At 52.4% G+C, this 22,233-nt stretch carries 19 protein-coding genes; 14 read left to right on the top strand and 5 right to left on the bottom strand.

The window, feature by feature from the left end:
* Nucleotides 1–155 precede the first annotated feature (155 nt).
* From LLG96_11100 to LLG96_11035, 14 genes are all read left to right on the top strand, one after another.
* Nucleotides 156–599: a hypothetical protein gene (locus LLG96_11100; protein ID MCE5250754.1), complete on the top strand. Its 444-nt coding sequence runs from the start codon at nucleotides 156–158 to the stop codon at nucleotides 597–599.
* A 77-nt stretch (nucleotides 600–676) separates the two neighbouring features.
* Nucleotides 677–1,603: a 16S rRNA (cytosine(1402)-N(4))-methyltransferase RsmH gene (gene rsmH / locus LLG96_11095; GenBank protein ID MCE5250753.1), complete on the top strand. Its 927-nt coding sequence runs from the start codon at nucleotides 677–679 to the stop codon at nucleotides 1,601–1,603.
* Nucleotides 1,600–1,902: a hypothetical protein gene (locus LLG96_11090; GenBank protein ID MCE5250752.1), complete on the top strand. Its 303-nt coding sequence runs from the start codon at nucleotides 1,600–1,602 to the stop codon at nucleotides 1,900–1,902. Before rsmH ends, LLG96_11090 begins: the two co-directional genes overlap by 4 nt.
* 352 nt (nucleotides 1,903–2,254) lie before the next feature.
* Entirely contained in the window at nucleotides 2,255–4,348 is a 2,094-nt protein-coding gene (locus tag LLG96_11085; GenBank protein MCE5250751.1) for a PASTA domain-containing protein, read from the top strand.
* Between the two features lies 1 nt (nucleotide 4,349).
* Complete coding sequence (locus tag LLG96_11080; protein ID MCE5250750.1) at nucleotides 4,350–5,804, top strand: UDP-N-acetylmuramoyl-L-alanyl-D-glutamate--2,6-diaminopimelate ligase; 1,455 nt, start codon at nucleotides 4,350–4,352, stop codon at nucleotides 5,802–5,804.
* Nucleotides 5,801–7,177, top strand: coding sequence for a UDP-N-acetylmuramoyl-tripeptide--D-alanyl-D-alanine ligase (murF, locus tag LLG96_11075; protein ID MCE5250749.1), 1,377 nt, complete (start codon nucleotides 5,801–5,803; stop codon nucleotides 7,175–7,177). Before LLG96_11080 ends, murF begins: the two co-directional genes overlap by 4 nt.
* 12 nt (nucleotides 7,178–7,189) lie before the next feature.
* On the top strand, nucleotides 7,190–8,281 hold the full coding sequence (mraY, locus tag LLG96_11070; GenBank protein MCE5250748.1) for a phospho-N-acetylmuramoyl-pentapeptide-transferase: 1,092 nt from the start codon (nucleotides 7,190–7,192) through the stop codon (nucleotides 8,279–8,281).
* A gap of 228 nt (nucleotides 8,282–8,509) precedes the next feature.
* Nucleotides 8,510–9,655, top strand: a complete 1,146-nt coding sequence (gene ftsW, locus LLG96_11065; protein MCE5250747.1) for a putative lipid II flippase FtsW — start codon at nucleotides 8,510–8,512, stop codon at nucleotides 9,653–9,655.
* A gap of 5 nt (nucleotides 9,656–9,660) precedes the next feature.
* Nucleotides 9,661–10,746 (top strand): undecaprenyldiphospho-muramoylpentapeptide beta-N-acetylglucosaminyltransferase, encoded by a 1,086-nt coding sequence (gene murG / locus LLG96_11060; protein ID MCE5250746.1) that lies wholly within the window; start codon nucleotides 9,661–9,663, stop codon nucleotides 10,744–10,746.
* A gap of 33 nt (nucleotides 10,747–10,779) precedes the next feature.
* Nucleotides 10,780–12,180, top strand: coding sequence for a UDP-N-acetylmuramate--L-alanine ligase (gene murC / locus LLG96_11055; protein ID MCE5250745.1), 1,401 nt, complete (start codon nucleotides 10,780–10,782; stop codon nucleotides 12,178–12,180).
* Nucleotides 12,181–12,191: 11 nt separating this feature from the next.
* Entirely contained in the window at nucleotides 12,192–13,037 is an 846-nt protein-coding gene (locus LLG96_11050) for an FtsQ-type POTRA domain-containing protein (protein MCE5250744.1), read from the top strand.
* Between the two features lie 19 nt (nucleotides 13,038–13,056).
* A complete protein-coding gene (gene ftsA, locus LLG96_11045; GenBank protein ID MCE5250743.1) occupies nucleotides 13,057–14,292 on the top strand; it encodes a cell division protein FtsA in 1,236 nt (411 codons plus the stop codon).
* Between the two features lie 21 nt (nucleotides 14,293–14,313).
* Entirely contained in the window at nucleotides 14,314–15,492 is a 1,179-nt protein-coding gene (gene ftsZ / locus LLG96_11040; GenBank protein ID MCE5250742.1) for a cell division protein FtsZ, read from the top strand.
* A 222-nt stretch (nucleotides 15,493–15,714) separates the two neighbouring features.
* Entirely contained in the window at nucleotides 15,715–17,253 is a 1,539-nt protein-coding gene (locus tag LLG96_11035) for a radical SAM protein (GenBank protein ID MCE5250741.1), read from the top strand.
* Nucleotides 17,254–17,258: 5 nt separating this feature from the next.
* Here the strand turns inward: LLG96_11035 and rpmB are convergent, their stop codons facing one another.
* The 5 genes from rpmB to LLG96_11010 form a co-directional block, all read right to left on the bottom strand.
* Nucleotides 17,259–17,447, bottom strand: coding sequence for a 50S ribosomal protein L28 (gene rpmB, locus LLG96_11030; protein ID MCE5250740.1), 189 nt, complete (start codon nucleotides 17,445–17,447; stop codon nucleotides 17,259–17,261).
* Nucleotides 17,448–17,750: 303 nt separating this feature from the next.
* A complete protein-coding gene (locus LLG96_11025) occupies nucleotides 17,751–19,826 on the bottom strand; it encodes a glycoside hydrolase family 20 zincin-like fold domain-containing protein (protein MCE5250739.1) in 2,076 nt (691 codons plus the stop codon).
* 32 nt (nucleotides 19,827–19,858) lie between these two features.
* A complete protein-coding gene (gene murB / locus LLG96_11020; protein ID MCE5250738.1) occupies nucleotides 19,859–20,731 on the bottom strand; it encodes a UDP-N-acetylmuramate dehydrogenase in 873 nt (290 codons plus the stop codon).
* A gap of 339 nt (nucleotides 20,732–21,070) precedes the next feature.
* Nucleotides 21,071–21,928 (bottom strand): ABC transporter permease, encoded by an 858-nt coding sequence (locus LLG96_11015; GenBank protein ID MCE5250737.1) that lies wholly within the window; start codon nucleotides 21,926–21,928, stop codon nucleotides 21,071–21,073.
* Nucleotides 21,928–22,233 (bottom strand): ABC transporter permease (locus LLG96_11010; protein MCE5250736.1); only part of this gene is annotated, 306 nt, incomplete at its 5' end. The genes LLG96_11015 and LLG96_11010, both read right to left, overlap by 1 nt.

Raw genomic sequence — 22,233 nt, 5'->3', positions numbered from 1 at the left:
ATTAAACTCAGTTTTCCCCTGTATGCGCTGTTCCTGTTTCTTAGGCGCATATACGGAAAAAATTGTGGAGCGGAAAACTGAAATGATGTCTGAAACGGATTTGACATGACGCCGTATTCTGATAAATGTCGGTTACAAAAACAGGTGAATGTTCGATGCTGAAAAGCGCCGGTATTACCGGAAGAAGCGATAACAAAGTCGATACAAAGGGACGGATCAGCATTCCTGCCCCGATGCGGAAAGCTTTGGCTCCCAACGAGTATGACGAGGTTGCGGTGGTCTATCTGCCCGAGGGTCATCTGTTGCTTTTCAACAAGGAATACTGGAGCGATACCATTCAGCAGCGGTTTCTCGAGAGCGAAAAAGAAAATAAATGGCGTGCCATTTTAAAGCTGAGCCAGGATTCCCACATGTCCACGGTTGATAACCAGGGCCGCATCACCATTCCGTCACGGTTGCTTGCAGCGGCGGGGATAAAGGACGAGGCTGTGATTATCGGTGCGGTTGACCGCGCCTTTGTCTGGGCGCCGGACAGATTTGAGTCGTGGATGCAGGACGAGAGCGTCGATTCTACGATACGGGAAATCGGGATATTCTGAGAAGACTGGTTTGTGGTTGATAGATAAAATTATGATTAATGATTGTGGATACTTAACCGGGTTTCCGGGTATGAGACGTGATATCGGACGATTACCATATTCCCGTCATGACGGACGAAGTTATCCGGTATCTTCGTGTGGTCAGGGGTGGTTTGTATATAGACTGCACACTTGGCGGCGGTGGGCATTCCCGGGCGATACTTGAACGCGGGGGTACGGTTATCGGTATCGACCGTGACCCCGGGGCTGTCGGTTATGCCACGGTACGCCTTACCGGTTACGGTGACCGGTTCAGCGCCCGGGAGGCGAGGTTTTCCTCGCTTGTCGATATTACAGGGAACCATGTCGGTGCAGTTGACGGAGTTCTGATGGATCTGGGGGTGAGTTCTAAAATGATTGATGATCCGTCCAAAGGATTCAGCTACAGGCATGATGGCCCGCTCCTCATGACTATGGGCTTTAATGAAGAAACTGCCTTTGATGTCATAAATACGAAAAATGCTCATGAGCTTTCACGGATTTTCAGCGATTACGGTGAGGAACGCAGGGCTGGCAGAATCGCAGAAGCTGTAGTAAAGGCCCGCGCCTCGCACCCCATAAAAACTACTGCCGAACTTGCCTCGATTATCGAGCAGGCTGTCGGTCCCCGAATGCCTCAGAAGAGCAAGGCGCGGGTTTTCCAGGCATTAAGAATATACATCAATGATGAGCTCAACGAGCTCCGGGAAGGGCTGAACGGCGCCCTCGAATTACTGAAGCCCGGAGGACGTTTGTGCGTGATATCGTATCATTCTCTCGAAGACCGTCTGGTAAAGAGTTTTATGCGGGAGCACGCCGATCCCTGTATCTGTCCGCCCGACCTGCCCGAATGCCGCTGCGGCCGTATCCCGGACATCAGGCTCGTCACCAGAAAATCGATAGAGCCTTCGGAAGAGGAAATCAGGCGAAATCCCCGTTCACGGAGCGCCCGTATGCGTGTTGCCGAAAAGGCAGGTGTGTCATGACATACGGCATGAGACGGATGAAACCGGTAAAAGTGAGAGGGAACAGGCGGATAAGGGTTTATCTGTGGGTTTTTGCCATAACGGTATTTCTGCTGTTTTATCTGAGCGCGAATCTGGTAATTCTCACCCTCGAGAAGAAAGTCTGGGAAGTCCGAAAGAAAAACGAAGAAGTTGCCCTTGAGATTTCCCATCTCGAATTTGATGTTGCCGGTCTGAAAAAGGGAAGCAGGATCAAAAAAATTGCCCACGAGCAACTCGGGCTTGAAATGCCGGAGGGAGCGCCCGAAAAACTGTTCTGACCGTGACGCCATATGAAACACGATACCGATAAGTTTCTGTTCACAGTGAGCGTTGTACGATTATTCAATATGTAAATTTCAACAATATACTTATATCGCATTCGCCGCAGAGAACGTACAGGATGCGGAGGTAATATCAAATCATCAATATTACAGAACAATAACTATATATAACAGAGAAATCATCAATTTCGCCCAAAATTCGACGCGTTCTTCGTTCTCTGCGGTCGATAAAACGAGTCAGCACGGCAACATATACCATGTGTAATTAATTCATCGCGGCTTTTGGCCAGATGATGTTTCAATAAAACGGATTAACGTAAAGAGTAAAGTTTTTAATGAGGTTGCGGATATGCATACCGGTTCATATGTGACGAGACAGAAATTCATGCTGGTTCTCGTTATCATCATGTGGATGAGACTGATTGCGAAACTTGTCGTTCTTCAGATAGTGAATCATGAAGGGTATGACCTGCGGGCCTATGAACAGCGGTTTAAACCGTTCGATATAGAAGCCCAGCGCGGAAGAATCATGGATCGGAACGGTATCGTGATGGCTTCGAGCAGCCCCTCGGCCTCTTACGGAATCATGCCCTCGATGGTCAAGAATCGTGTCGACGTTGTCTGTGCTGTGGCGAACGCTACCGGTAAAAGCATCGATTCCGTCAACAGCATGTTTGATAATGATAAATTCCAGTGGATTGTGAGGCTTGCCGAGCCTTCGGTTATCGATAAGCTCGACAAGGTGAAAAGCCCGGGATTACAAAAACAGTTTGATTTCAAACGGTATTATCCTCTCGGCAGGGTAGGTTCTCAGGTTATAGGGGTTACGGATGTTGACGGATTTGGTATCGAAGGGTGCGAGCTGTTTTTCAACGATGATCTGCTGGGCCGTAACGGTCGTTCGACCCTTCTCAGGGATGCCCGGGGGAGAACGGAACAGTCTCTCGATAAACCGATTGTAAAGGCCCTGAGAGGGCTTGATGTCATATTGACTATCGATTCGAAAATCCAGGATATCGCCGAAGAAGAGCTCGAAACCTGCGTCAGTCAGTATAAGGCGAAGTGGGGCGGAGCAATTGTCCTCGATGCCGGAACCGGCGAAATCCTCGTAATGGCTAATGTCCCCCGCTATGATCCCAACGATTCGGGAACGTATGCATCCAAACCCGAATTCATGCGAAACAGGCTTGTCACGGATATGGTCGAACCCGGTTCGACATTCAAGATTGTCACTTTTTCCGAAGCGCTTGAATCAGGGATTATAAGCGAAGATGACATGATTAACTGTGAAAATGGAAAGTACAAGATTGCGGGCCATATAATAAACGATACGCATGAGCTTTCCGTTGTTCCGGCCGGTGATGTATTTATCCATTCCTCGAATATCGGTACGGTCAAGATTGCCGACATGATCGGGAAAAAGATGCTCTATGAACGTGCCCGTCTCTTCGGATTCGGTGAGATCACCGGAATTGACTATCCCTATGAAACACCCGGACGCCTCGAGAATCCGCGCCAGTGGTCCAAGCTTTCGCTTCCCACAATCTCCTTCGGTCAGGGCGTTGCTGTTTCCCCGCTCCAGATCGTAATGGCGTACGGGGCGATTGCAAATAACGGCGCGCTGATGATGCCTCATATCGTAAAAGAGGTCATTGGAACTCCCGAACGCCCCGGACGAACCTTCTCTTCGCAGAAAGTGCGCGATGTCATCTCTCCGCAGACAGCGGCGCGGATGACCGAACTGCTTGTCGGCGTTGTGGAACGGGGAACCGGGAAAAACGCCGCCATCCCTCATGTTCGTGTCGGCGGAAAGACCGGTACGGCGCAGTGTATCAGGGAAGGCGCAAAGGGATATGTTCCGGGTCAGTACATGTCGTCGTTTGTGGGTTTCGTCGCCGACCGTGACCCGAAAATTGTCTGTCTTGTTATGATCGACAGCCCGGAAGGCGTTTACTACGGCTCTCAGGTTGCAGCGCCGGTATTCAGAAATATAGTCAACCGTATGCTCAACTTGGCTGATACTCCCTGGAATGACCTGATTGCCGAAAACGCCCTTGAGGATACGGTGATAACGGTCCGGCTTCCCGACGTTAAAGGGAAGAGGATTTCCGAGGCGGTGGAAAGCATACGCAATCTCGGGCTCAATCCCGAAGTATATGGCGATTCGACCGTTGTGGATAAACAGTCTCCACTTCCCGGGGCGCAATTGAATCCGGGAACCGTCGTGAAACTGTACAGTAATACCCTTATGACGGTTCAGGCAGGGCTTATCAAGGTTCCCGATCTCATCGGCAAGTCTCTGAGAGAAGCGACTCAGGACCTTATTCATGCCAATCTCGATGTGACTGTCTCCGGGTCGGGTGTAGTAAAAGAGCAGAATCCCCGTGCCGGTACATATGTAAGGAATGGAACGGTATGCATGTTAGCGTGCAGCAAGAGGTAATATGAAACTCAGTGAGCTGGTCGGTGGCCTTGGAGCCATCAATATACGGGGTAATCCCGAGGTCGACATCGAATCGATCGAGTATGATTCCCGGAAGGTCTCTCATGGTACATTATTCCTGGCGGTGAGAGGTTTTACGAACGATGGCAACATCTTTGTGCCGGCAGCTGTCAAAAACGGAGCCGTCGCCGTACTGACCGATGATTCTTCCCTGCGGAGCGAGGCGACCGTTGTCTGTGTGGCGGATATACGAAAAGCGATGGCGCTGGTCTCGGACCGTTTTTACGGCAGTCCCCAGGAAGCGCTTGTAATGACCGGCATCACCGGGACGAACGGGAAAACGACAACTTCGTACATGGTTAAATCGATATTTGAATCGGGCGGGCTGAACTGCGGGCTCATAGGAACCATAAAACATCTCGTTGCCGGAAAAGAAATCAGGTCGAGCAACACTACTCCCGAGGCGCCCGATATCCACGCTTATCTTGCGGCAATGGTCAGGGCACGGCAGGCGGCATGTGTCATGGAGGTCAGCTCACATTCGCTTGCGCTCTCGCGTGTATACGGGATACAATTCCGGGCGGTTGCATTGACCAATCTCACGAGGGATCATCTTGATTTCCATGGCGATCTGGGGAATTATCTCGATGCGAAAGGTATCCTGTTCAGCAGTCTTCCCGGAGACTCGACGGCTGTCATCAACCGTGACGATCCTTACGCCGACCACTTTATCAGGGTGTCGAGGGGCGGACGGGTTATTACCTACGGTTTTACCGAAGGAAGCGATATCCGGCCTGTTACTGCTGAACTGGCTCCTCATGGATCCGAATGTGAATTTTCCACGCCTGCCGGACGTTTTAAAATACACCTTCCCATTCCGGGGAAATTCAACGTTTCCAATGCAATGGCTGCCGCTGGAATCGGAATTGCGTGCGGTTTCCCCGCCGAAGTGATCGTCCGGGGGCTTGAAACCATGAAACCGGTGAAGGGCCGGTACGAAACGGTGAACGAGGGACAGCCGTTTTCTGTCATCGTCGACTATGCCCATGCTCCCGATGCGCTTGAAAGGATACTCTCTTCGGTACGTGAGCTCGCAAAGGGCCGGCTCATATCGGTGTTCGGCTGCGGCGGAGACCGCGACCGGGGCAAACGGCCCATGATGGGTGAAATATCCGCCCGTCTCGCCGATATAACCCTGGTGACATCGGACAATCCGAGAAGCGAGGATCCGATGGCTATAATAAGCGAAATTGTACGGGGTATACCGGAGAACTGCCGTTATGAAACTGTTCCCGATCGTGCGGAAGCGATCCGGCGCGCCCTGAAGCTTGCGGAACCGGGCGATACGGTTGTTATTGCCGGAAAAGGTCATGAGGATTATCAGATTATTGGGGGTAAAAGACTCCATTTTGACGATGCCGAGACAGCACGGCAGATTCTGAGGTCAGGGATATGAAAGGTTATACGCTGGAAAGGCTTCTCGGAAGCATTGGCACAACTGCGGAACGGATTGACAGGGCTCTGCTCGGTAAGGATGTCACAGGTGTATCCACCGATACCCGGTCGCTGCTGAAAGGCGATGTGTTTTTCGCGGTACGGGGTGAGCGGTTCGATGGCGCCGATTATGTTGACAGGGCAGACAAAGCGGGAGCAGTCCTGTCAGTGGTTAATGCGGCATCCCGTGAAAAAATCCCTGCTCGGGTGCCCGTTGCTTTCGTTGGGGATACGGTCAAAGCTCTCGGAAGCGCCGCCCGTGAATATCGTTCGATGTTTACCGGGAAAGTGATAGGAATAACCGGGACAAGCGGTAAGACCACCGCCAAAGAGCTGATGCGTGCCGTGCTCGAAAGCCGTTTTACCGTTCATGCGACACGGGGGAATTACAATAACCAGATCGGCCTTCCGCTTTCTGTGTTCGGCCTCGGCCGGGATCATAAATGCGCAGTGTTCGAGATGGGCATGAGCGCCCCCGGTGAAATAATGTACCTTGCCGGAATCGCACGGCCCGATATCGTTGTCCTGTTGAACGTGGGGCCGGCGCATATGGAATTTTTCAGGGATATGGATGCCATTGCGGATGCAAAGGCGGAAATTCTGGAATCGATCAACGAGAAGGGAACAGCTATAGTCAATGGTGACGATGCGCTTATTGAGGCACGCCTGCCGCGATGCAGGGCGCGGATTGTCCGGTTCGGCATCAAGACGCAGGGTGACTTTCGCGCCCGGCATGTGGTTATTGAGAAGGATGGCTGTGCTGCGTTCGAGATCGAGGGAAATACAGTCAAGCTGTTAATACCCGGTTCCCATAATGTATATAACGCTCTTGCCGCCTATGCCGTCGGAAGAGTCATGGGCACCGGAAAGCAGGAAGCCGCTCATGCACTTGAAACAGTCGGTGCGCCTGCCATGAGAATGGAACGCATCGAGCGGGGCGGCATACACATCATCAATGATTCATATAACGCAAACCCCCTTTCAATGAGAGCCGCCGCCGAGGTACTTACCAATACGGAAATATCCGGCGGCGGTAAAAAAATCGCAGTATTGGGGGATATGCTCGAGCTTGGAACGTTATCCACATCATCGCACCGTGAAATCGGAACTCTTTTCGGATCGCTTGGAATTGCGTACCTGTGTCTTGTCGGAAAATCGGCCGGACTGTATGCTTCGGGTGCGTTATATGCGGGAATGAATCCCGACAGGATAATGAATTTCGAAAATCCTGAAGATGCTCTCGGGTTTATCAGACAGATCGCATGTCAGGGTGATGTTGTTTTTGTCAAGGGTTCCCGGGCGCTCGGAATGGAAAAAATCGTGGCGGGTTTATAAAGAGGAAATTCTATGTTTTATCATCTGCTCGTACCGCTGATACCTCACTTTACGGCGCTGAATATTTTCAACTATATCACCTTTCGCGCCGGCTATGCAATGATAACGGCGCTGCTGGTGGCTTTTGTTTTCGGCCCGCGAATAATCAGATGGCTCCGCAGATGGCAGGTTCATGAAAAAATCCGGAGCGATGGTCCCCAGACCCATCTGGCCAAGGAGGGAACGGTTACGATGGGCGGAATCATTGTCCTCGCGGGAGTTATTGTCCCCACTCTGCTCTGGTCGAGGCTTGATAACATATATGTGCTCCTTGCCGTTTTCTCGACAGTCTGGATGGGCGCGGTCGGATTTTTGGACGATTATCTCAAAGCAAAGCGTAAAATGCGTAAAGGGCTCGTAGCGAAATATAAACTTATCGGGCAGATTGCACTAGGATGTATTGTCGGAAGCTCTCTTTATTTCTTCGACTCCGGCGATCAGCACCAGTTGATGACCATGATACCGTTCCTCAAGAACTATGCGTTCAATTACTCTGCATGGTATATATACATTCCGATGGTGATTCTTGTGATTACAGCAACCTCGAATGCGGTGAATCTGAGCGACGGTCTCGATGGACTCGCCATCGGGCTTGTCGCCATCGCCGCCGGAACATACGCGATAATCTGTTATGTGCTCGGCCGTGTCACCACGGCGGATTATCTGAATGTTTTCTATATACCCGGATGCGGAGAGCTGACCATATTCAGCCTTTCCATAGTGGGCGCTTCTCTCGGTTTTCTGTGGTTTAACTTTCACCCGGCGAAGGTTTTCATGGGCGATACCGGGGCGCTGTCGCTCGGGGGAGCGCTCGGGGCAATGGCTGTCATGAGTAAAACAGAAATCCTGCTTATTTTCGTCGGCGGAGTTTTTGTATTAGAGGTGCTTTCGGTCATTATCCAGGTTGCTTCGTTCAAGCTTCGGGGCAAGCGGGTATTTAAAATGGCGCCTCTGCACCACCATTTCGAGCTCCTTGGCTGGGCCGAGGAAACGGTCGTCGTGCGATTCTGGATCATCGGTTTTTTTCTTGCGGTCATTGCCTTGACCACGTTTAAGATACGATAACATGGAGAGTACCATGAAAATTGCCAGGAACGTGGGCTCCTGGGCGCTCAATGTTCTTTTGATGGTTACGGGAGTCGGTCTCGTAATGTTCTATATCGCCGGTATTATCATGGCGATAATTGCGGTTGCAAAATCATAGTCTATTTGAAAGAATAATTCTGATCTCTGGCATGTGTCAGCAGTTTCGTGTGAAAAAATCGAACGTTATGCGGCTGGTACGGAGTATTTATGAACGATAATCATGGTGTTGATGTCTGGCTTCTCACATCGGTATTGATTCTTGCCGCATTCGGGCTCGTCATGGTGTACAGTTCGAGCATGTATCTCGGGATGGAACGAACCGGCAGCGGAGCCTTTTTCTTTAAAAAACAGGCATTCCGGCTTGTGCTCGGGCTTGTTATGATGATGTTCCTGACAAAGATCAATTACCGCGGTTATATGAAAATCGCCCCGATACTTCTGGCCGTGGGATTTTTCACACTTATCGTTCTCCTGATACAGAAGTATGCGACCGGGAAACATGTTCACCGCTGGCTGCGGCTTGGGCCGCTCGTTTTTCAGCCGTCCGAATTCATGAAAATATTCCTTTTGATGTATCTCAGCGCAACCATAGCCGGAATGGGCGAACGGGTGCGCGAATTCGTGAAGGGTTTTCTCCCGCTGCTTGCGATAATCGGCACCACGTTCATACTTGTCGTGCTTGAACCCGATCTGGGCATGGCCGGGCTTATCCTCGTGACCGGTTTATATGTTCTGTTCATCGGCAGGGCGAAGCTACTCCATCTGATGCTCATCTCAGCCCCGGCTTTCGCTTCCCTCATCTTTATTGTCAGCACTGTGCCGTACATGAAACAGCGATGGGAAACGTTTATCCACCCCGATTTCACTTCCGAAGCCGGGTACCAGATACATCAGTCCATCATCGGTATCGGGAGCGGGGGATTGGTTGGCCTCGGCCTTGGGAACAGCAGGCTCAAGTATCTGTTTCTTCCCGAAAGTCATACCGATTTCGTATTTTCGATTCTTGCTGAAGAGCTCGGTTTCATAGGAACCATCGCAATTCTCGGCCTGTTACTGCTCGTTGTGTACCGCGGCCTGAAAATTGCCTCACAGGCTCCTGATATGTTCGGGTTTCTCCTTGCCTCCGGGCTTTCGATGATGGTCGGTTTTCAGGCGTTTATCAATATCGGCGTCGCCACGGCGGTTCTGCCGACAACCGGAATGACGCTGCCGTTCATTTCGTACGGCGGCTCGTCTCTGCTTCTCCTGTTCTGCGCCACGGGGATTCTTCTCAACATCTCCAAACAGGGGAGTTACGAACGGCGTTTGTCCTACGAATTCGGCATCCGCCTCCACAGGAGGGTGGTATCGTGAGAATCATGTTTGCCGGCGGCGGAACAGGCGGCCATGTATATCCCGCTCTTGCGGTTGCCGAGGAGATACTCCAAAGGCAGCCCGGCACCGAGGTTCTCTTCGTGGGCGGAACAAAGGGCAATGAACGCAGGATCGTCGCCCGCTGGGGCTACCCGTTCGAGGGCCTGCCGGTCATGGGCATGCCGAGAAAACTTTCCCCTGCTCTGGCAGGTTTCGCATGGAAACTGGGCGTTTCGATTCTGAGGTCGCGCAGGCTTCTCCGCGCCTTCAGGCCTACCGTGGTCATGGCCACCGGAGGATATGTTTCAGGGCCGCCGATGATTGCCGCATGGAGCCTGGGCATCCCCTTTGTCATTCAGGAGCAGAATTCATTTCCGGGAGTTACCAACCGCAAACTGGCGAGATTTGCAGACATCGTGTTTCTCGGTTTTGAAGATGCGGTTCCCTCTTTCAACGGAAAAGCAGAGACAGTTGTCACGGGTAATCCGGTTCGGAAGGGTATCGATGTCGCACAGCGTGAAAATTCAGCGCGGTTTTTCGGTCTCGATCCCTCCAAAAAAACTGTCCTTGTTTTCGGCGGAAGTCAGGGTTCCCGTGCAATCAACAGGGCATTTTCGGAGATAGTTGATTCGCTCGCCGACCGTGATATTCAGGTAATCTGGCAGACCGGCGATCTGGGACATGAGATATATTCAGATTACGATGGCCGTTCCGGGGGAAGAATCAGGGTTCTGGCCTATATCGACACCATGGAACAGGCATATGCAGCCGCTGACCTCGTGGTTGCCCGCGCCGGGGCGATGAGCATAGCGGAGATTACGGCGTGCGGTATTCCGGCGCTTTTTATTCCGCTCCCGACCGCTGCGGCGAACCATCAGGAGCACAATGCCCGTGCGCTTGTCCGGGCCGGCGCGGCGTCCATGATCCTCGAACGCGACCTCACGTCACAGGTGCTCGCGCAGGAGATTCTCGGAATTGTGATGTCCGGGGAGCGTCTCGGGGCAATGTCGGAAGCATCGAAAAAATTCGGGAAAAAGGATGCGGCGGGCGATATCGCAGGAATAATCATTGAGCGGTATGGAAGTAATTAACGGCAGATCGGAGTATTCATGCTTCTTGGACCACTGACACAGCGCGTCAGGAATATACACCTTATCGGAATCGGCGGTTCGGGTATGAGCGGTATTGCGGAAATCCTTGTGAACCTCGGTTTCACCGTGACAGGATCGGACCTTCGCAAAACGCCGGTAACCGATCGGCTTGAATCCCTCGGCGCCCGCATATTTATAGGACACAAGGCCGAAAATGTGGATGGGAGAGACGTTGTCGTGTATTCCTCCGCTGTCAGGCAGACCAATCATGAAATTATAGCCGCCCGCGAGCGTAAAATCCCCGTCATCGGAAGACCGGAGATGCTCGCCGAACTCATGCGCATGAAATACGGTATCTGTATTGCCGGGACACACGGCAAGACGACCACGACGTCCATGACGGGGCTGGTGCTTACCAAAGGAAACATCGATCCCACCATTATCGTGGGGGGACGGGTGGCCGGATACGGCGGCGGCGCGAAAATCGGGCAGTCACATTACCTTGTTCTCGAAGCGGACGAGTACGACAGGACGTTTCTCAAGCTCACGCCGGTCATTGCCGTGGTTACGAATATCGATCTCGAGCATCTCGACTGTTACCAGGATATGGATGATATAAGCGCCGCGTTTCTCGAATTTGTCAACAAAGTGCCGTTTTATGGCTCGGTAATACTCTGCATCGACGACAGCGGCGTTCAGGGTATCATACCCGACGTGACAAGGAGGATGGTCTCGTATGGTATATCCCGACAGGCAGATGTCCGGGCCGAAAATGTGGTGTTCAGGGGAGTGAATACATCGTTCGATGTTCTCTCGCGGGGATCGTGCCTGGGGAACATCTCCCTCGGCATTCCGGGAGTTCATAATATCAGGAACGCCCTTGCCGCTGTCGCTGTCGGAATCGAGATGGGGCTGCCGTTTGAAACCATTTCCGGGGCGCTTGGAGAGTTCAGGACGGTCGAGCGCCGGTTTGAAATAAAAGGGGAGGAATGCGGCGTTATGGTTGTCGATGATTTCGCCCATCACCCCTCCGAGATCATTGCGAGCCTCAAGGGTGTCCGGGCCGGATTTGACCGGCGCGTCGTCGCGGTCTTTCAGCCGCATCTTTATTCACGAACCCGTGATTTTCACGAGGAATTCGGGCGGGCTTTCATGAATTCCGATGTGCTCGTTGTAACCGATGTGTACCCCGCGCGCGAGGAACCGATCGAAGGGATAACCGGAAAGCTTGTTTCGGATGCTGCACAGGCCGCCGGGCACCGGAATGTGACATATATCGAAAACCGGGATAAGGTTGCCCGTGCGGTGAAAAAGATTGTCCGTGACGGCGACATGGTTATCACCTACGGTGCAGGGGATATATACCGTGTCGGAACGGAATTGCTCGGAATGCTGAAAGAAGACGGTTGTACCAACACTACGGATAAAACATAATAAAGAAAGCCATGAAAAAAAGAACGTCCGAAAAAATAAACAACAGCCCGAAGTGGAAACAGAGACAGGTTGCTTCGAGGCGAAAATCTCCCGGCTCGCACAGGTCCGGGGGCGGATCAGGAGGTTTCGGCGGCGGTATTGTCCGTTTCCTTGCCGGATGCGCCGTTCTATGTGCGGTTTTCTGGTTTGCAGGGATTCCGGTTGTTCGCATGATTGCGTCGTATCCGGTATTCAATATCAGGGATGTGAAAATTAAAGGCGCGCAGTATCTCGATTCCGAAAAGCTCATGACAACCGCCGGTATCGAGACCGGAACAAATATATTTGCCCTCGACCTTGAGAATATTTCACAATCGCTTAAAACAGCGTTTACCACAGAGAATATCATTGTTTACAGGAGACTGCCCAATACAATCGTCATCGAGGTTCGGGAAAGGAAACCTGTCGCGCTGTTGAACATGAATACCCTTGTCGGCGTCGATAAAGATGGCGTTCCTCTTCCCCATATCGGGGCCGATATGGTGGAGACGCTGCCGATTGTTACAGGTATCAAGTCGGTTACGTCGCTCTCGGACTCAACGGTGAAATCACGGCTTCTGACCGGTTTGAAGATGCTCGACCGGATATCGAAAGATGCGCCTGCCGTATATGCGAGGATTTCTGAAGTTGATGTGTCGAACACGGCGGATATGGGTATCAGCCTCGTCGACAATGGATTGCAGGTCATCATCGGAGATCGCGACTGGAAACAGAAGATTCCGAACCTTGAAAAAGTGATCAATGAAGTGACCTGGCGCAGGAACGACGCTAAAGCTGTAGACCTTCGCTTTGGCGAAAAAGTTATTGTCAGAAAATGAACGAGTTCAGGAGCTTGAAATGAGCAAAGAGAATATAATAGTGGGGCTTGACATCGGGACCACCAAGATCGCCACGGTTATCGCCCGGTATGAGGATGATGGCAAGCCGACTATCATCGGCGTCGGGACGAGCTCGTGCGAGGGTCTCAAACGGGGAGTCGTGATAAATCTCGAGAAAACCGTGGAAGGTATCACAAAATCGGTCAACGATGCCGAGCTTATGGCAGGTGTAGAGGTACGGGATGCCTATGTGGGGATTGCGGGCGACCATATCAAGTCGCTCAATTCACGCGGGGTTATTGCGGTATCGCGGCCCGATCATACCATTACCGAAAAAGACATCGAGCGTGTCATCGATGCGGCCCGGGCGATCAGACTTCCCGAAGACCGCGAGATTATCCATATCATTCCCCAGGAGTATATCGTCGACAACCAGGACGGCATCAGGAATCCGCTCGACATCTCCGGTGTCCGTCTCGAAGCGGAAGTACACATTGTCACCGGGATGATGACATCGATACAGAATGTGGTGAAATGCGTGAACCGCGCGGGTATCGAAGTGCACGAGCTCGTACTCGAACCGCTCGCCAGTGCTTATGCCGTGCTGACCAGCGACGAGAGGGAACTGGGATGCGCCGTTCTTGATATCGGCGGCGGAACGACCGACCTGGCTGTTTTCCACGAGGATGCCATACGATATACATCGGTTATCGGGATAGGAGGCAAGAACGTCACACAGGATATCGCGATAGGTCTGAGGACGCCGGTAGAAAACGCCGAAGCGATCAAAATCGAGCAGGGATATGCTCTGAAATCCATGATTCCGAAAAATGTAACCTTTGATGTCCCCGGCACAGGCGGACGGGAACCGCGGATGGTGTCGCTCGATATTATCGGGACTATTATCGAGCCCCGTATGGAAGAGCTCTTTACCCTGGCGAAAAAGGAAATTGAAAACAATGAATATACCAGCCTGCTCGGTGCCGGAATCGTGCTGACCGGCGGAGCATCGCTCCTTCGGGGCACCGCCGAACTCGCGGAACAGGTATTCGATATGCCTGCAAAGGTCGGGTATCCCAAAGGATTCAGCGGTATCACCGATATTATCAACAATCCGGCATATGCTACCGTGCTCGGATTGGTTATCTATGGTATGCAGGCGGCAAGCGGAGATACGGTTAAGGATTTCAATAAACCCGGTTCCATGAACCGGTTTGTGACAGGAATAAAAAAGTGGTTTTCGGATTTCATATAATGAATCAAGGAGGGGTGAGTTATGAATATTGAAATCGACATGGCGATGTACGGGGCCGCGAATATAAAAGTAATAGGGGTCGGAGGCGCTGGTGGAAACGCGGTGAACCGAATGATAAACTCCAACCTCAAAGGTGTCGAGTTTATCGCTGCGAATACCGATAAACAGGCGCTCGATATCAACCAGGCGAATATTAAAATCCAGATAGGAACAAACCTTACAAAGGGTCTGGGAGCAGGCGCTGATCCGGAAAAGGGCAGAAAAGCTCTCGAAGAAAACAGCGACAAAATCTATGAGGTGCTTCAGGGCGCCGATATGATCTTTATAACCGCCGGAATGGGAGGCGGAACGGGTACCGGCGCCTCGCCGCTCATCGGCGAAATCGCCCGGGAAATCGGGGCTCTCACCGTCGGCGTCGTAACCAAGCCTTTCCTCTTCGAGGGTGCCACACGGCAGCGGATCGCAGTTCAGGGCGTCAACGCGCTCAAGGATGTGGTCGATACGCTGATTGTCGTGCCGAACCAGCGTCTCCTCGCTATCGCCGAGCGGAACATGCCCTTTACGGAGGCGTTCAAAATGGCCGATAATGTGCTGTTTCAGGCCACCAAGGGTATTTCAGATATCATCAACGTGCCGGGAATCGTGAATGTGGACTTCATGGATGTCCGGACAGTGATGAAAGAGATGGGTGACGCGATCATGGGTACCGGCTCGGCAGGCGGAGAAAACCGCGGCCGTCTCGCGGCGGAACAGGCGATCAACAGCCCGCTCCTCGAAAATGTCTCTATAAAAGGTGCGCGGGGTGTTCTTCTCAATATTACCGGCGGGCCGGACATGGGACTGTACGACATCGATCAGGCGGCCATGCTCATTTACGAAGAAGCGGGCGAGGGTGCAAACATCATTTTCGGCGCTGTTCTCGATGAGAATCTCAAGGATGAGGTCAGGGTGACCGTCATCGCCACAGGATTCAATACGGTCGGGGAAAATCAGGAAGAAGAACCGAATATAGCATCGTTTGTGGATTTCGAAGCCAGCAGCCCCAGCTTCGATATCAAGAGAGCAGTCATGGATGCCGCGGGAATGGTAAAGGACGATCATGACCAGCGTGTTGTAACGGGCGGAACGATCAAACGGTTCGAGCGCGGCGGAAGAAACGACCTCGATTATCCGACGTTTCTGAGAAGAACGGCCGATTAAGGAGAGGTGATAAAGACACAAGGCAGAAGGCAAAAGGCACAAGGCACAAGGCAGAAGATAAAAGACAAAAGACAAAAGGCAGAAGGCAGAAGGCAGAAGGCAGAAAATAAAAAACAAAAAGAGAAAACCAGTAATCAAAGGTTATGATCCATATATTTGATAAACGATATTTCTTCATCGGACTCACGAAAAAGAAGTTTTTCACCGCTCTTTTAAGGTGTGATGAAGGATAACCAGACCGACGAGCGTTTGGGAATACTCCTGCTCTATCCTGATGATAAACGGGCGGCGCTCGGTTCGCCGGGATTCAGGCAGGTGTTCAGAACATTCTCCTGTGCGGACGATGTTACCGTAGACTGGGGATGGTACGACGAACGGACCGGACGTGTCATCCTCGAGTGCCGTACATGGGAAAAGCAGTGCTACAACGTTGTAGCTCTAAGCGTGCCGTTCGAACTCCTCTACGGAAATGCCGTGCGGATTCTATCGGCGCTCAATCTGGAACCGGAAAAGGAGAAACGGAAACTCAATGACCCCGTCGTAGTGATCGGAGGCGCCGCACCGACCATAAATCCCTCCGTCGCGCGGGTTCTTGCAGATATTGTCTGTATCGGGGAAGCGGAAGCATTTTTCTCCGAACTGTTACGGATTCTCCAGTCTTACCGATTTTCAGGGGCGGCCAGGCGACTCACCCCCATGACAGGTACGCCAGTACCTGAAAACGTTCAGGTCGCCCCTGATATCTCTTTACCTCCTGAGTCAATCGATTCATCCATGCTGGACGGTTTCGACGATCCCGCGCTGTGCGCGTTCGAGGATGCGGGACTGGTCGAGGTCGGCCGAGGCTGTTCGCGCGGCTGCCGTTTCTGCGCCGCCGGTCATATCTATCTCCCCGTAAGGCACCGTGCCGTGGACGATGTGCTGCGCGACGCCCGCACTTATAAAGGAAAAGCCGGACGTATCGGGCTTGTCGGAGCATCGGTATCAGACCATCGCCATCTCAAGGAGATTTTCCGTGGATTGCTCGATCTCGGTTTCGGCCTGACAACCTCATCGTTCCGAGCCGACATGATCGATGATGAACTTGTCGGGCTGCTCGCGGCGGGAGGGCTCAGGACTGTGACCATCGCGCCTGAAGGCGGGAGCGAGCGCATACGGCGGATAATCAACAAGAATCTGACCGAGGACAGGATACTCGATGCGGTCAAAACATGTAATCGTGCCGGTATACGGGGTCTCAAGCTGTACTACATGGTGGGACTTCCCTGGGAGTGCCGGTCGGACATAACCGCGATTATAGATCTTACCGCAAAAATTCACAGCATCTTTCGCGGTCCCGGAAAGAAGATAACCGTGTCGGTCAATCCCTTCATTCCAAAGCCGCAGACGCCCTTCCAGTGGTGCGGTATGGCCGAGCCCGGATATATCGAGAAAGTGTACCGTACCCTGAAGCGTGGATTTCTGAAAATGTCGGGCCTGAGCTTCAAGCCCATGAGTGTCCGTACTGCGGTCAGGGAAGCGGTCATTTCACTCGGCGACGGAGCGGTCGGCAAGGCTCTCGTTGAAACGGTACGGGATGAGGTTCCATGGAAAAAAGCGCTCGTCCGGCACGGTATAGATATCAACCGGCTCGTACACAGCGATAAACCGCCAGAGATTATATTCCCCTGGGACGATATTACCGGGGAAAAAAGAAAAGCGGCGCTCCGTGCTTCCTATGAAAAAGCACAGCTCACCGCTCAGGATGTTCAGGAAACGTGACAGTCTCAGGCCTTGACGATTTTACCGCTTCTGAGACACCGTGTGCAGATTCTTATCCGCATGGTCGTTTTTCCGACCTTTGCACGGACATTGACAAGATTCGGCCTGAATTCCCGTCTCGATTTGTTATTGGCATGACTGACATTGTTGCCGAGCATGCGCTTTTTTCCGCAGATTTCGCACTCACGTGACATTCTCTATGACCTCCGTTTAAAAATTTCAAAGTATAGATTGTAAATATATAAAATAATAGTGAGAAGCGAAAGAGATATTTTCTAATAATACTCTTTTTTTTCAAGTTACCATATTCGCGATTCAGAGCATTGAACGGAATACGGATTTTCGCGGATTTGTTTTTGTCTCTTTTTTATAAGAACGATTGTCAATTTATAAAGATCGTATAAATAATATATTATGTCTGTTGTTGTCTTTGTGTTTTAGTGCCTTTGTGGTGAAATGTTTTATGAATATTTTCGAAAATACGGTCTGCCTCCCTTTCAATAGAAATATTTTCCTGCGATTATGTCTGCAATTTCATTAACAGTCGTCTCGGTGCCCTTGATGGCGTCATAGACACGATAATGCCATGGCTCGGGGCCGAGCGCCGTGCGCCAGGTCTTGATTGCGAGTGTATTATCCTCCCCGCAAGTTTTGAGGTGTGCGAGGTTGCCGCGGAGGATTTCCTGGCTTTCGAGCGTTGTAAGAGAGTCAGTCGCAACCTGTTCGGCAATGAGGTATATGTACTTCGCCAGATTGACATACGAGCGGACGACCCGGGTTTCATTGGCCAGATGCGGGCTCCCGAACTTCCCGGCAATAGCGAGCGCCCGGTCGCAAGCGGCGATTTTTGTGTCGAAGTCATCCGGGCTTGTGTAGTATCTGAATATACCCCCGCCGAGATAGGGCCGGGTGCGCTTTTCGACCATTTGAACAGCCTGACCCCACGAATACACGACGGGGAATTCGGAATCGTAGACATCGAATTCCACAGGGCCCATGAGCTCCGACCATTCGCCGACAGCCTCCGGATTTTCGTATCCTTCGCGGGTGGCCCATGCGATGGCAAATTCCTTTTCCGTGCGACCTTTCAGGTTCCATGACCACTCGGCAAGCGCGTTTGTATTGAACCCGTACGTTTCCTTCCCCTTGTCACCGCCGGTGTAAATACTGCCCCATGCGAGCATGCCGTACGCGCCCTTCCAGTTGCGACGCACGAGGTGGCTCACATAATCTCTGATACGGTGAGCCGAGCTGCAGGGAACCTTGTATTCGGGTGTATCCACCCGGCCGTAGGCGCCGAGCGGGACATCGTAACTGGCTATCCACCGTCCCTCGGCGGCATATGAATCGAAGAGGGGATTGACATAGACATCCCTCGGCATGCGGGTGACCCGCTCTACCCAGGATGCGCAGCACCGTTCGATCCTGACTTCGGGCGGTGTTTCGGCAAGCACCCGGTAATACTTCTCAGAAGTGGTTGTCGATATGAACAGGCGGATGGTCAAATCGGGGTACGTTTTCCGTGCTTCACGCCATGCATTGACACAAGCACGCGCCTCGAGAACGAACTGCCCGGTCGCGGTACATTCTTTACAGCCGCACTGCGCGGGACGCTCGCTGAGCCAGCAGCTTATCTCGCCGGCTCCCTGCGAGGCGATGCTTGTCATCCATTCGGTGAGAATCCGGGTAAACAGCGGATTCGATGTGCACGGGACACGGTGCTGATTGCCGCCTTTGTGAGCGAAATACCTTCCAGAAAGGGCGCTGTCGCCAACCCCCGCGAGCTCAGGGTATGCCCTGAAGAGGCCGTAATCGTGGAGAAAATTGAAGTGCATGATGAACGGGAGATAGTTAAACGCCATGAGACGGGCTTTCAGCATGAGGTCTTTGTCGATGGTCGCCTCGTTTTTCTTGCCCCGCTCGACCGTATGAAGCTGTGTTGTCGCCATTTTGCCGTAATTGAGCTTTACCGATGCCATCCACGGTATCCATTCTTCGGGATGGTCGAAGTTCCAGAGTCCGCGCTCTTCCATGTCGGGCCAGTCGACCACATCGGCGCACGGAATGGTAACCGTCTGAGCGGTTATAAACGGCTCCATGAGCTGACGAAGCGTCACCGCCGCGTAATAGACACCCCTGCCATCGAGACCGGTGAGCAGGAGCGCTGTGCTTCCTTCCGGCTGAATGATGTACGCCTGGGCGCTGTTGGGAAGGGATTCAAGCCTTCCATACTGTTTGATCGCCACACCATCGAGCTTACCCTGCTTATCCGCGACACCGATGATGATAGCGAATCCTTTGCCGGAAGGTACGGAACCGGTTTTAACACGGAACATCTCCTCGATTTCGCGGGCGGCATTCCGTTCGATGTCGGTAGCGTTTTTACGAAGAGTGATTACTATATCGGACGGCTTTACGGTGACTTTTTGTCTGATGGAAATTTCATGAGGAAGCGGTATGAGATGCCTGATAAATCTGATTTCTTCCTGGGATGTCATCGGTACAACCTCCGCATGAAGGAGAGAAGCGAAACAAACGACGAGGGGGAAATACCATATAACGATTCTCAACATCGGCAACCTCCCTGTGCTGAAATATGACCGGATTAAAACGCCCCCACGAGCTGCACCTCGCGCTCGAGCTCGATTCCTCTTTTCTCTTTTACCACGCGCTCGATGTGTTCGATGACCGCGAGCACATCTCTTGCAGTAGCCTTGCCGGTGTTGACCACAAAATTTGCATGGTAGAGGGAAACCTGCGCGTCCCCGACGCTGAATCCCTTGAGGCCGAGCTCATCGAGAAGCCGTCCTGCCTGCATATTATCCCTGTGGACATTCTTGAACACACAGCCGCACGAGGGGTAATCGAAATGGTGATCCCCGGTGCGGCGGCTCTCGATATCGGCCATGTGCTTCCTGATATCGTCGCTGTCGCCGTCCTCCCACAACAGGGTCAGTTCGGCGATGAGCCAACCCTCCCGGATGATTCCGGTTTTTTTATAGGCGAAATCAATATCTTCTTTCCGAAAGGTTTTTTTACCCCGGTCCGGGTGCACGGCGACCAGTTCGAGGAACACGTCCGAAATACTTTTCATGTCGTACCGGGCATTCATGGCAAGCGCCCCGCCGATGGTTCCTGGCAGAAGATACATGAACTCGAGGCCGGTTTTCCCGCGATCGAGAGCTATTTCGCTCACGAGCGACGATTTCAGTCCGGCGCCGCATACGATACAGTCGTCGAATGTTTCGTACCGGTTCATCCCGATGGTTATGATAACAGCACCGTCCCAGTAACGGTCGCCGACCAGAACGTTCGTTCCGCCTCCGAGGATATAATAGGGAACGGCGTTTTCCATGAGATGTTTAAGAATCCCGATAAATTCATCCGTATCCGTCGGGAAATACATTTCCCGCGCGACACCGCCGATTTTGTAGTTCGTATACTGGGCGACGGGAACGTTTTTTTGAGGTTGAATCATGGCATACCCTTTATGTTTTCGGGATTTCGACTGTTAATCCGATCTATTAGCCCGCAAAGGATAGAACGCAGATTTACGCGGATCGCGCGGATCTACGCTGATTTGAGTAGGAGTAATTCATGAATTACCCCTACTTTTTGGTTAAATATATTTTTTTATGAATAATCCCCATGACCATAGGTGGTCACAACGAAAGATGAAAAGTCTATGCAGCTGCATATGGATTCCCGATTAAAGATTCGGGAATGACGTCGTTTCAGTGACTCCCGACACCATGCCGAGGCTTCGGCACCGGGAACTGCAGATTCATTTCCAGATAAATCAGGCTTGTCTGCCTCCTCATTCTTTGAGCGTCGGGTCCAGTATGTCCCTCAGTCCGTCGCCGAGCAGGTTGAATCCCATGACGGTCAGGAAGAGCGCCACACCGGGGAATACATATATCCATGGCCGTGAGGCAGTCGCCAGATAAGCCTGTCCCTCGGTTATCATGCGCCCCCAGGAGGGAATATGCGGCTCGGCGCCAAGACCGAGAAACGACAGCCATGCCTCGGTAAGTATGTTTCCCGCGATTCCGATGGTACCCATGACGATGATGGGGGCGAGGGCATTGGGCATCACATGCCTGACAAGAATCCGCATCGGGCTGAATCCGAGCGCCACCGCGCCGACAACATAATCCTCGTTTCTGATCTCCATGACCCTCGAGCGCACGAGACGGGCCACGGTTGTCCAACCAATCAGTCCAAGCACCAGAAAAATCTTGTTGACCGATGGATTTTCGAAGACTGCCATGACCGCGAGCGCAAGGATTGCAGCGGGAAGGGCAAGAAATACATCGGTGATGCGCATGATGAATGAGTCGGTTTTCCCGCCGAAATACCCTGACAGCGCCCCGAGCGCCGTACCTATCAGGAGCGATATGCTCATGGCAAGTATGCCGACTTTGAGGGATATGCGTGTCCCGTACATGACCCGAGCAAAGACATCGCGGCCGAGATTGTCGGTGCCGAAGAGGTTGGTCGAGGACGGCGGCAGCTCCTTGATGCTGAGGTCGACTTCATACGGGTCGTGGCCAGTCAGCAGGGGGGCAAACGCCGCACAGAAGATAAAGAGAGCTACGATTACAAGCCCTATAACGGCGCTGCGGGATCGGACGAGCGCCCGGAGACTGGAGGGTCTGCGAACCGGTTTATTCATCACGCTTTCTCCTGCGAGCCGTCGAGCCGTATCCGCGGGTCGAGCCATGCATATGACAGATCGACGATGAGGTTGGTCAGCACGAAAACAAACGCAAGGAACATCACGCATCCCTCGACGACCGGCAGATCGCGTACACGGATGGCATCGACCGTCGCCCGTCCGAGGCCCGGCCACGCGAATACCGTTTCGGTCGCGACAGCGCCGCCGAGCAGCGAGGCGAAGTTGATGCCGATGATGGTGATTACCGGAATGAGGGCGTTCCTGAGGGCATGACGGAGCATGACCGCCGTGTTCGACAGCCC

The sequence above is a fragment of the bacterium genome (assembly GCA_021372535.1).
Taxonomy (GTDB): domain Bacteria; phylum Latescibacterota; class Latescibacteria; order Latescibacterales; family Latescibacteraceae; genus JAFGMP01.
This window is presented reverse-complemented; position numbering and strand designations above follow the sequence as displayed.

Excerpts from the sequence above, each read along its gene's own strand:
- murG (MCE5250746.1), top strand. The coding sequence starts at position 9,661 with ATGTTTGCCGGCGGCGGAACAGGCGGCCATGTATATCCCGCTCTTGCG.
- ftsW (MCE5250747.1), top strand. The coding sequence starts at position 8,510 with ATGAACGATAATCATGGTGTTGATGTCTGGCTTCTCACATCGGTATTG.
- murB (MCE5250738.1), bottom strand. The coding sequence starts at position 20,731 with ATGATTCAACCTCAAAAAAACGTTCCCGTCGCCCAGTATACGAACTAC.
- LLG96_11100 (MCE5250754.1), top strand. The coding sequence starts at position 156 with ATGCTGAAAAGCGCCGGTATTACCGGAAGAAGCGATAACAAAGTCGAT.
- LLG96_11080 (MCE5250750.1), top strand. The coding sequence starts at position 4,350 with ATGAAACTCAGTGAGCTGGTCGGTGGCCTTGGAGCCATCAATATACGG.
- mraY (MCE5250748.1), top strand. The coding sequence starts at position 7,190 with ATGTTTTATCATCTGCTCGTACCGCTGATACCTCACTTTACGGCGCTG.
- LLG96_11050 (MCE5250744.1), top strand. The coding sequence starts at position 12,192 with ATGAAAAAAAGAACGTCCGAAAAAATAAACAACAGCCCGAAGTGGAAA.
- LLG96_11015 (MCE5250737.1), bottom strand. The coding sequence starts at position 21,928 with ATGAATAAACCGGTTCGCAGACCCTCCAGTCTCCGGGCGCTCGTCCGA.
- ftsA (MCE5250743.1), top strand. The coding sequence starts at position 13,057 with ATGAGCAAAGAGAATATAATAGTGGGGCTTGACATCGGGACCACCAAG.
- LLG96_11025 (MCE5250739.1), bottom strand. The coding sequence starts at position 19,826 with ATGTTGAGAATCGTTATATGGTATTTCCCCCTCGTCGTTTGTTTCGCT.
- LLG96_11085 (MCE5250751.1), top strand. The coding sequence starts at position 2,255 with ATGCATACCGGTTCATATGTGACGAGACAGAAATTCATGCTGGTTCTC.
- ftsZ (MCE5250742.1), top strand. The coding sequence starts at position 14,314 with ATGAATATTGAAATCGACATGGCGATGTACGGGGCCGCGAATATAAAA.
- rpmB (MCE5250740.1), bottom strand. The coding sequence starts at position 17,447 with ATGTCACGTGAGTGCGAAATCTGCGGAAAAAAGCGCATGCTCGGCAAC.
- LLG96_11035 (MCE5250741.1), top strand. The coding sequence starts at position 15,715 with ATGAAGGATAACCAGACCGACGAGCGTTTGGGAATACTCCTGCTCTAT.
- murF (MCE5250749.1), top strand. The coding sequence starts at position 5,801 with ATGAAAGGTTATACGCTGGAAAGGCTTCTCGGAAGCATTGGCACAACT.
- LLG96_11090 (MCE5250752.1), top strand. The coding sequence starts at position 1,600 with ATGACATACGGCATGAGACGGATGAAACCGGTAAAAGTGAGAGGGAAC.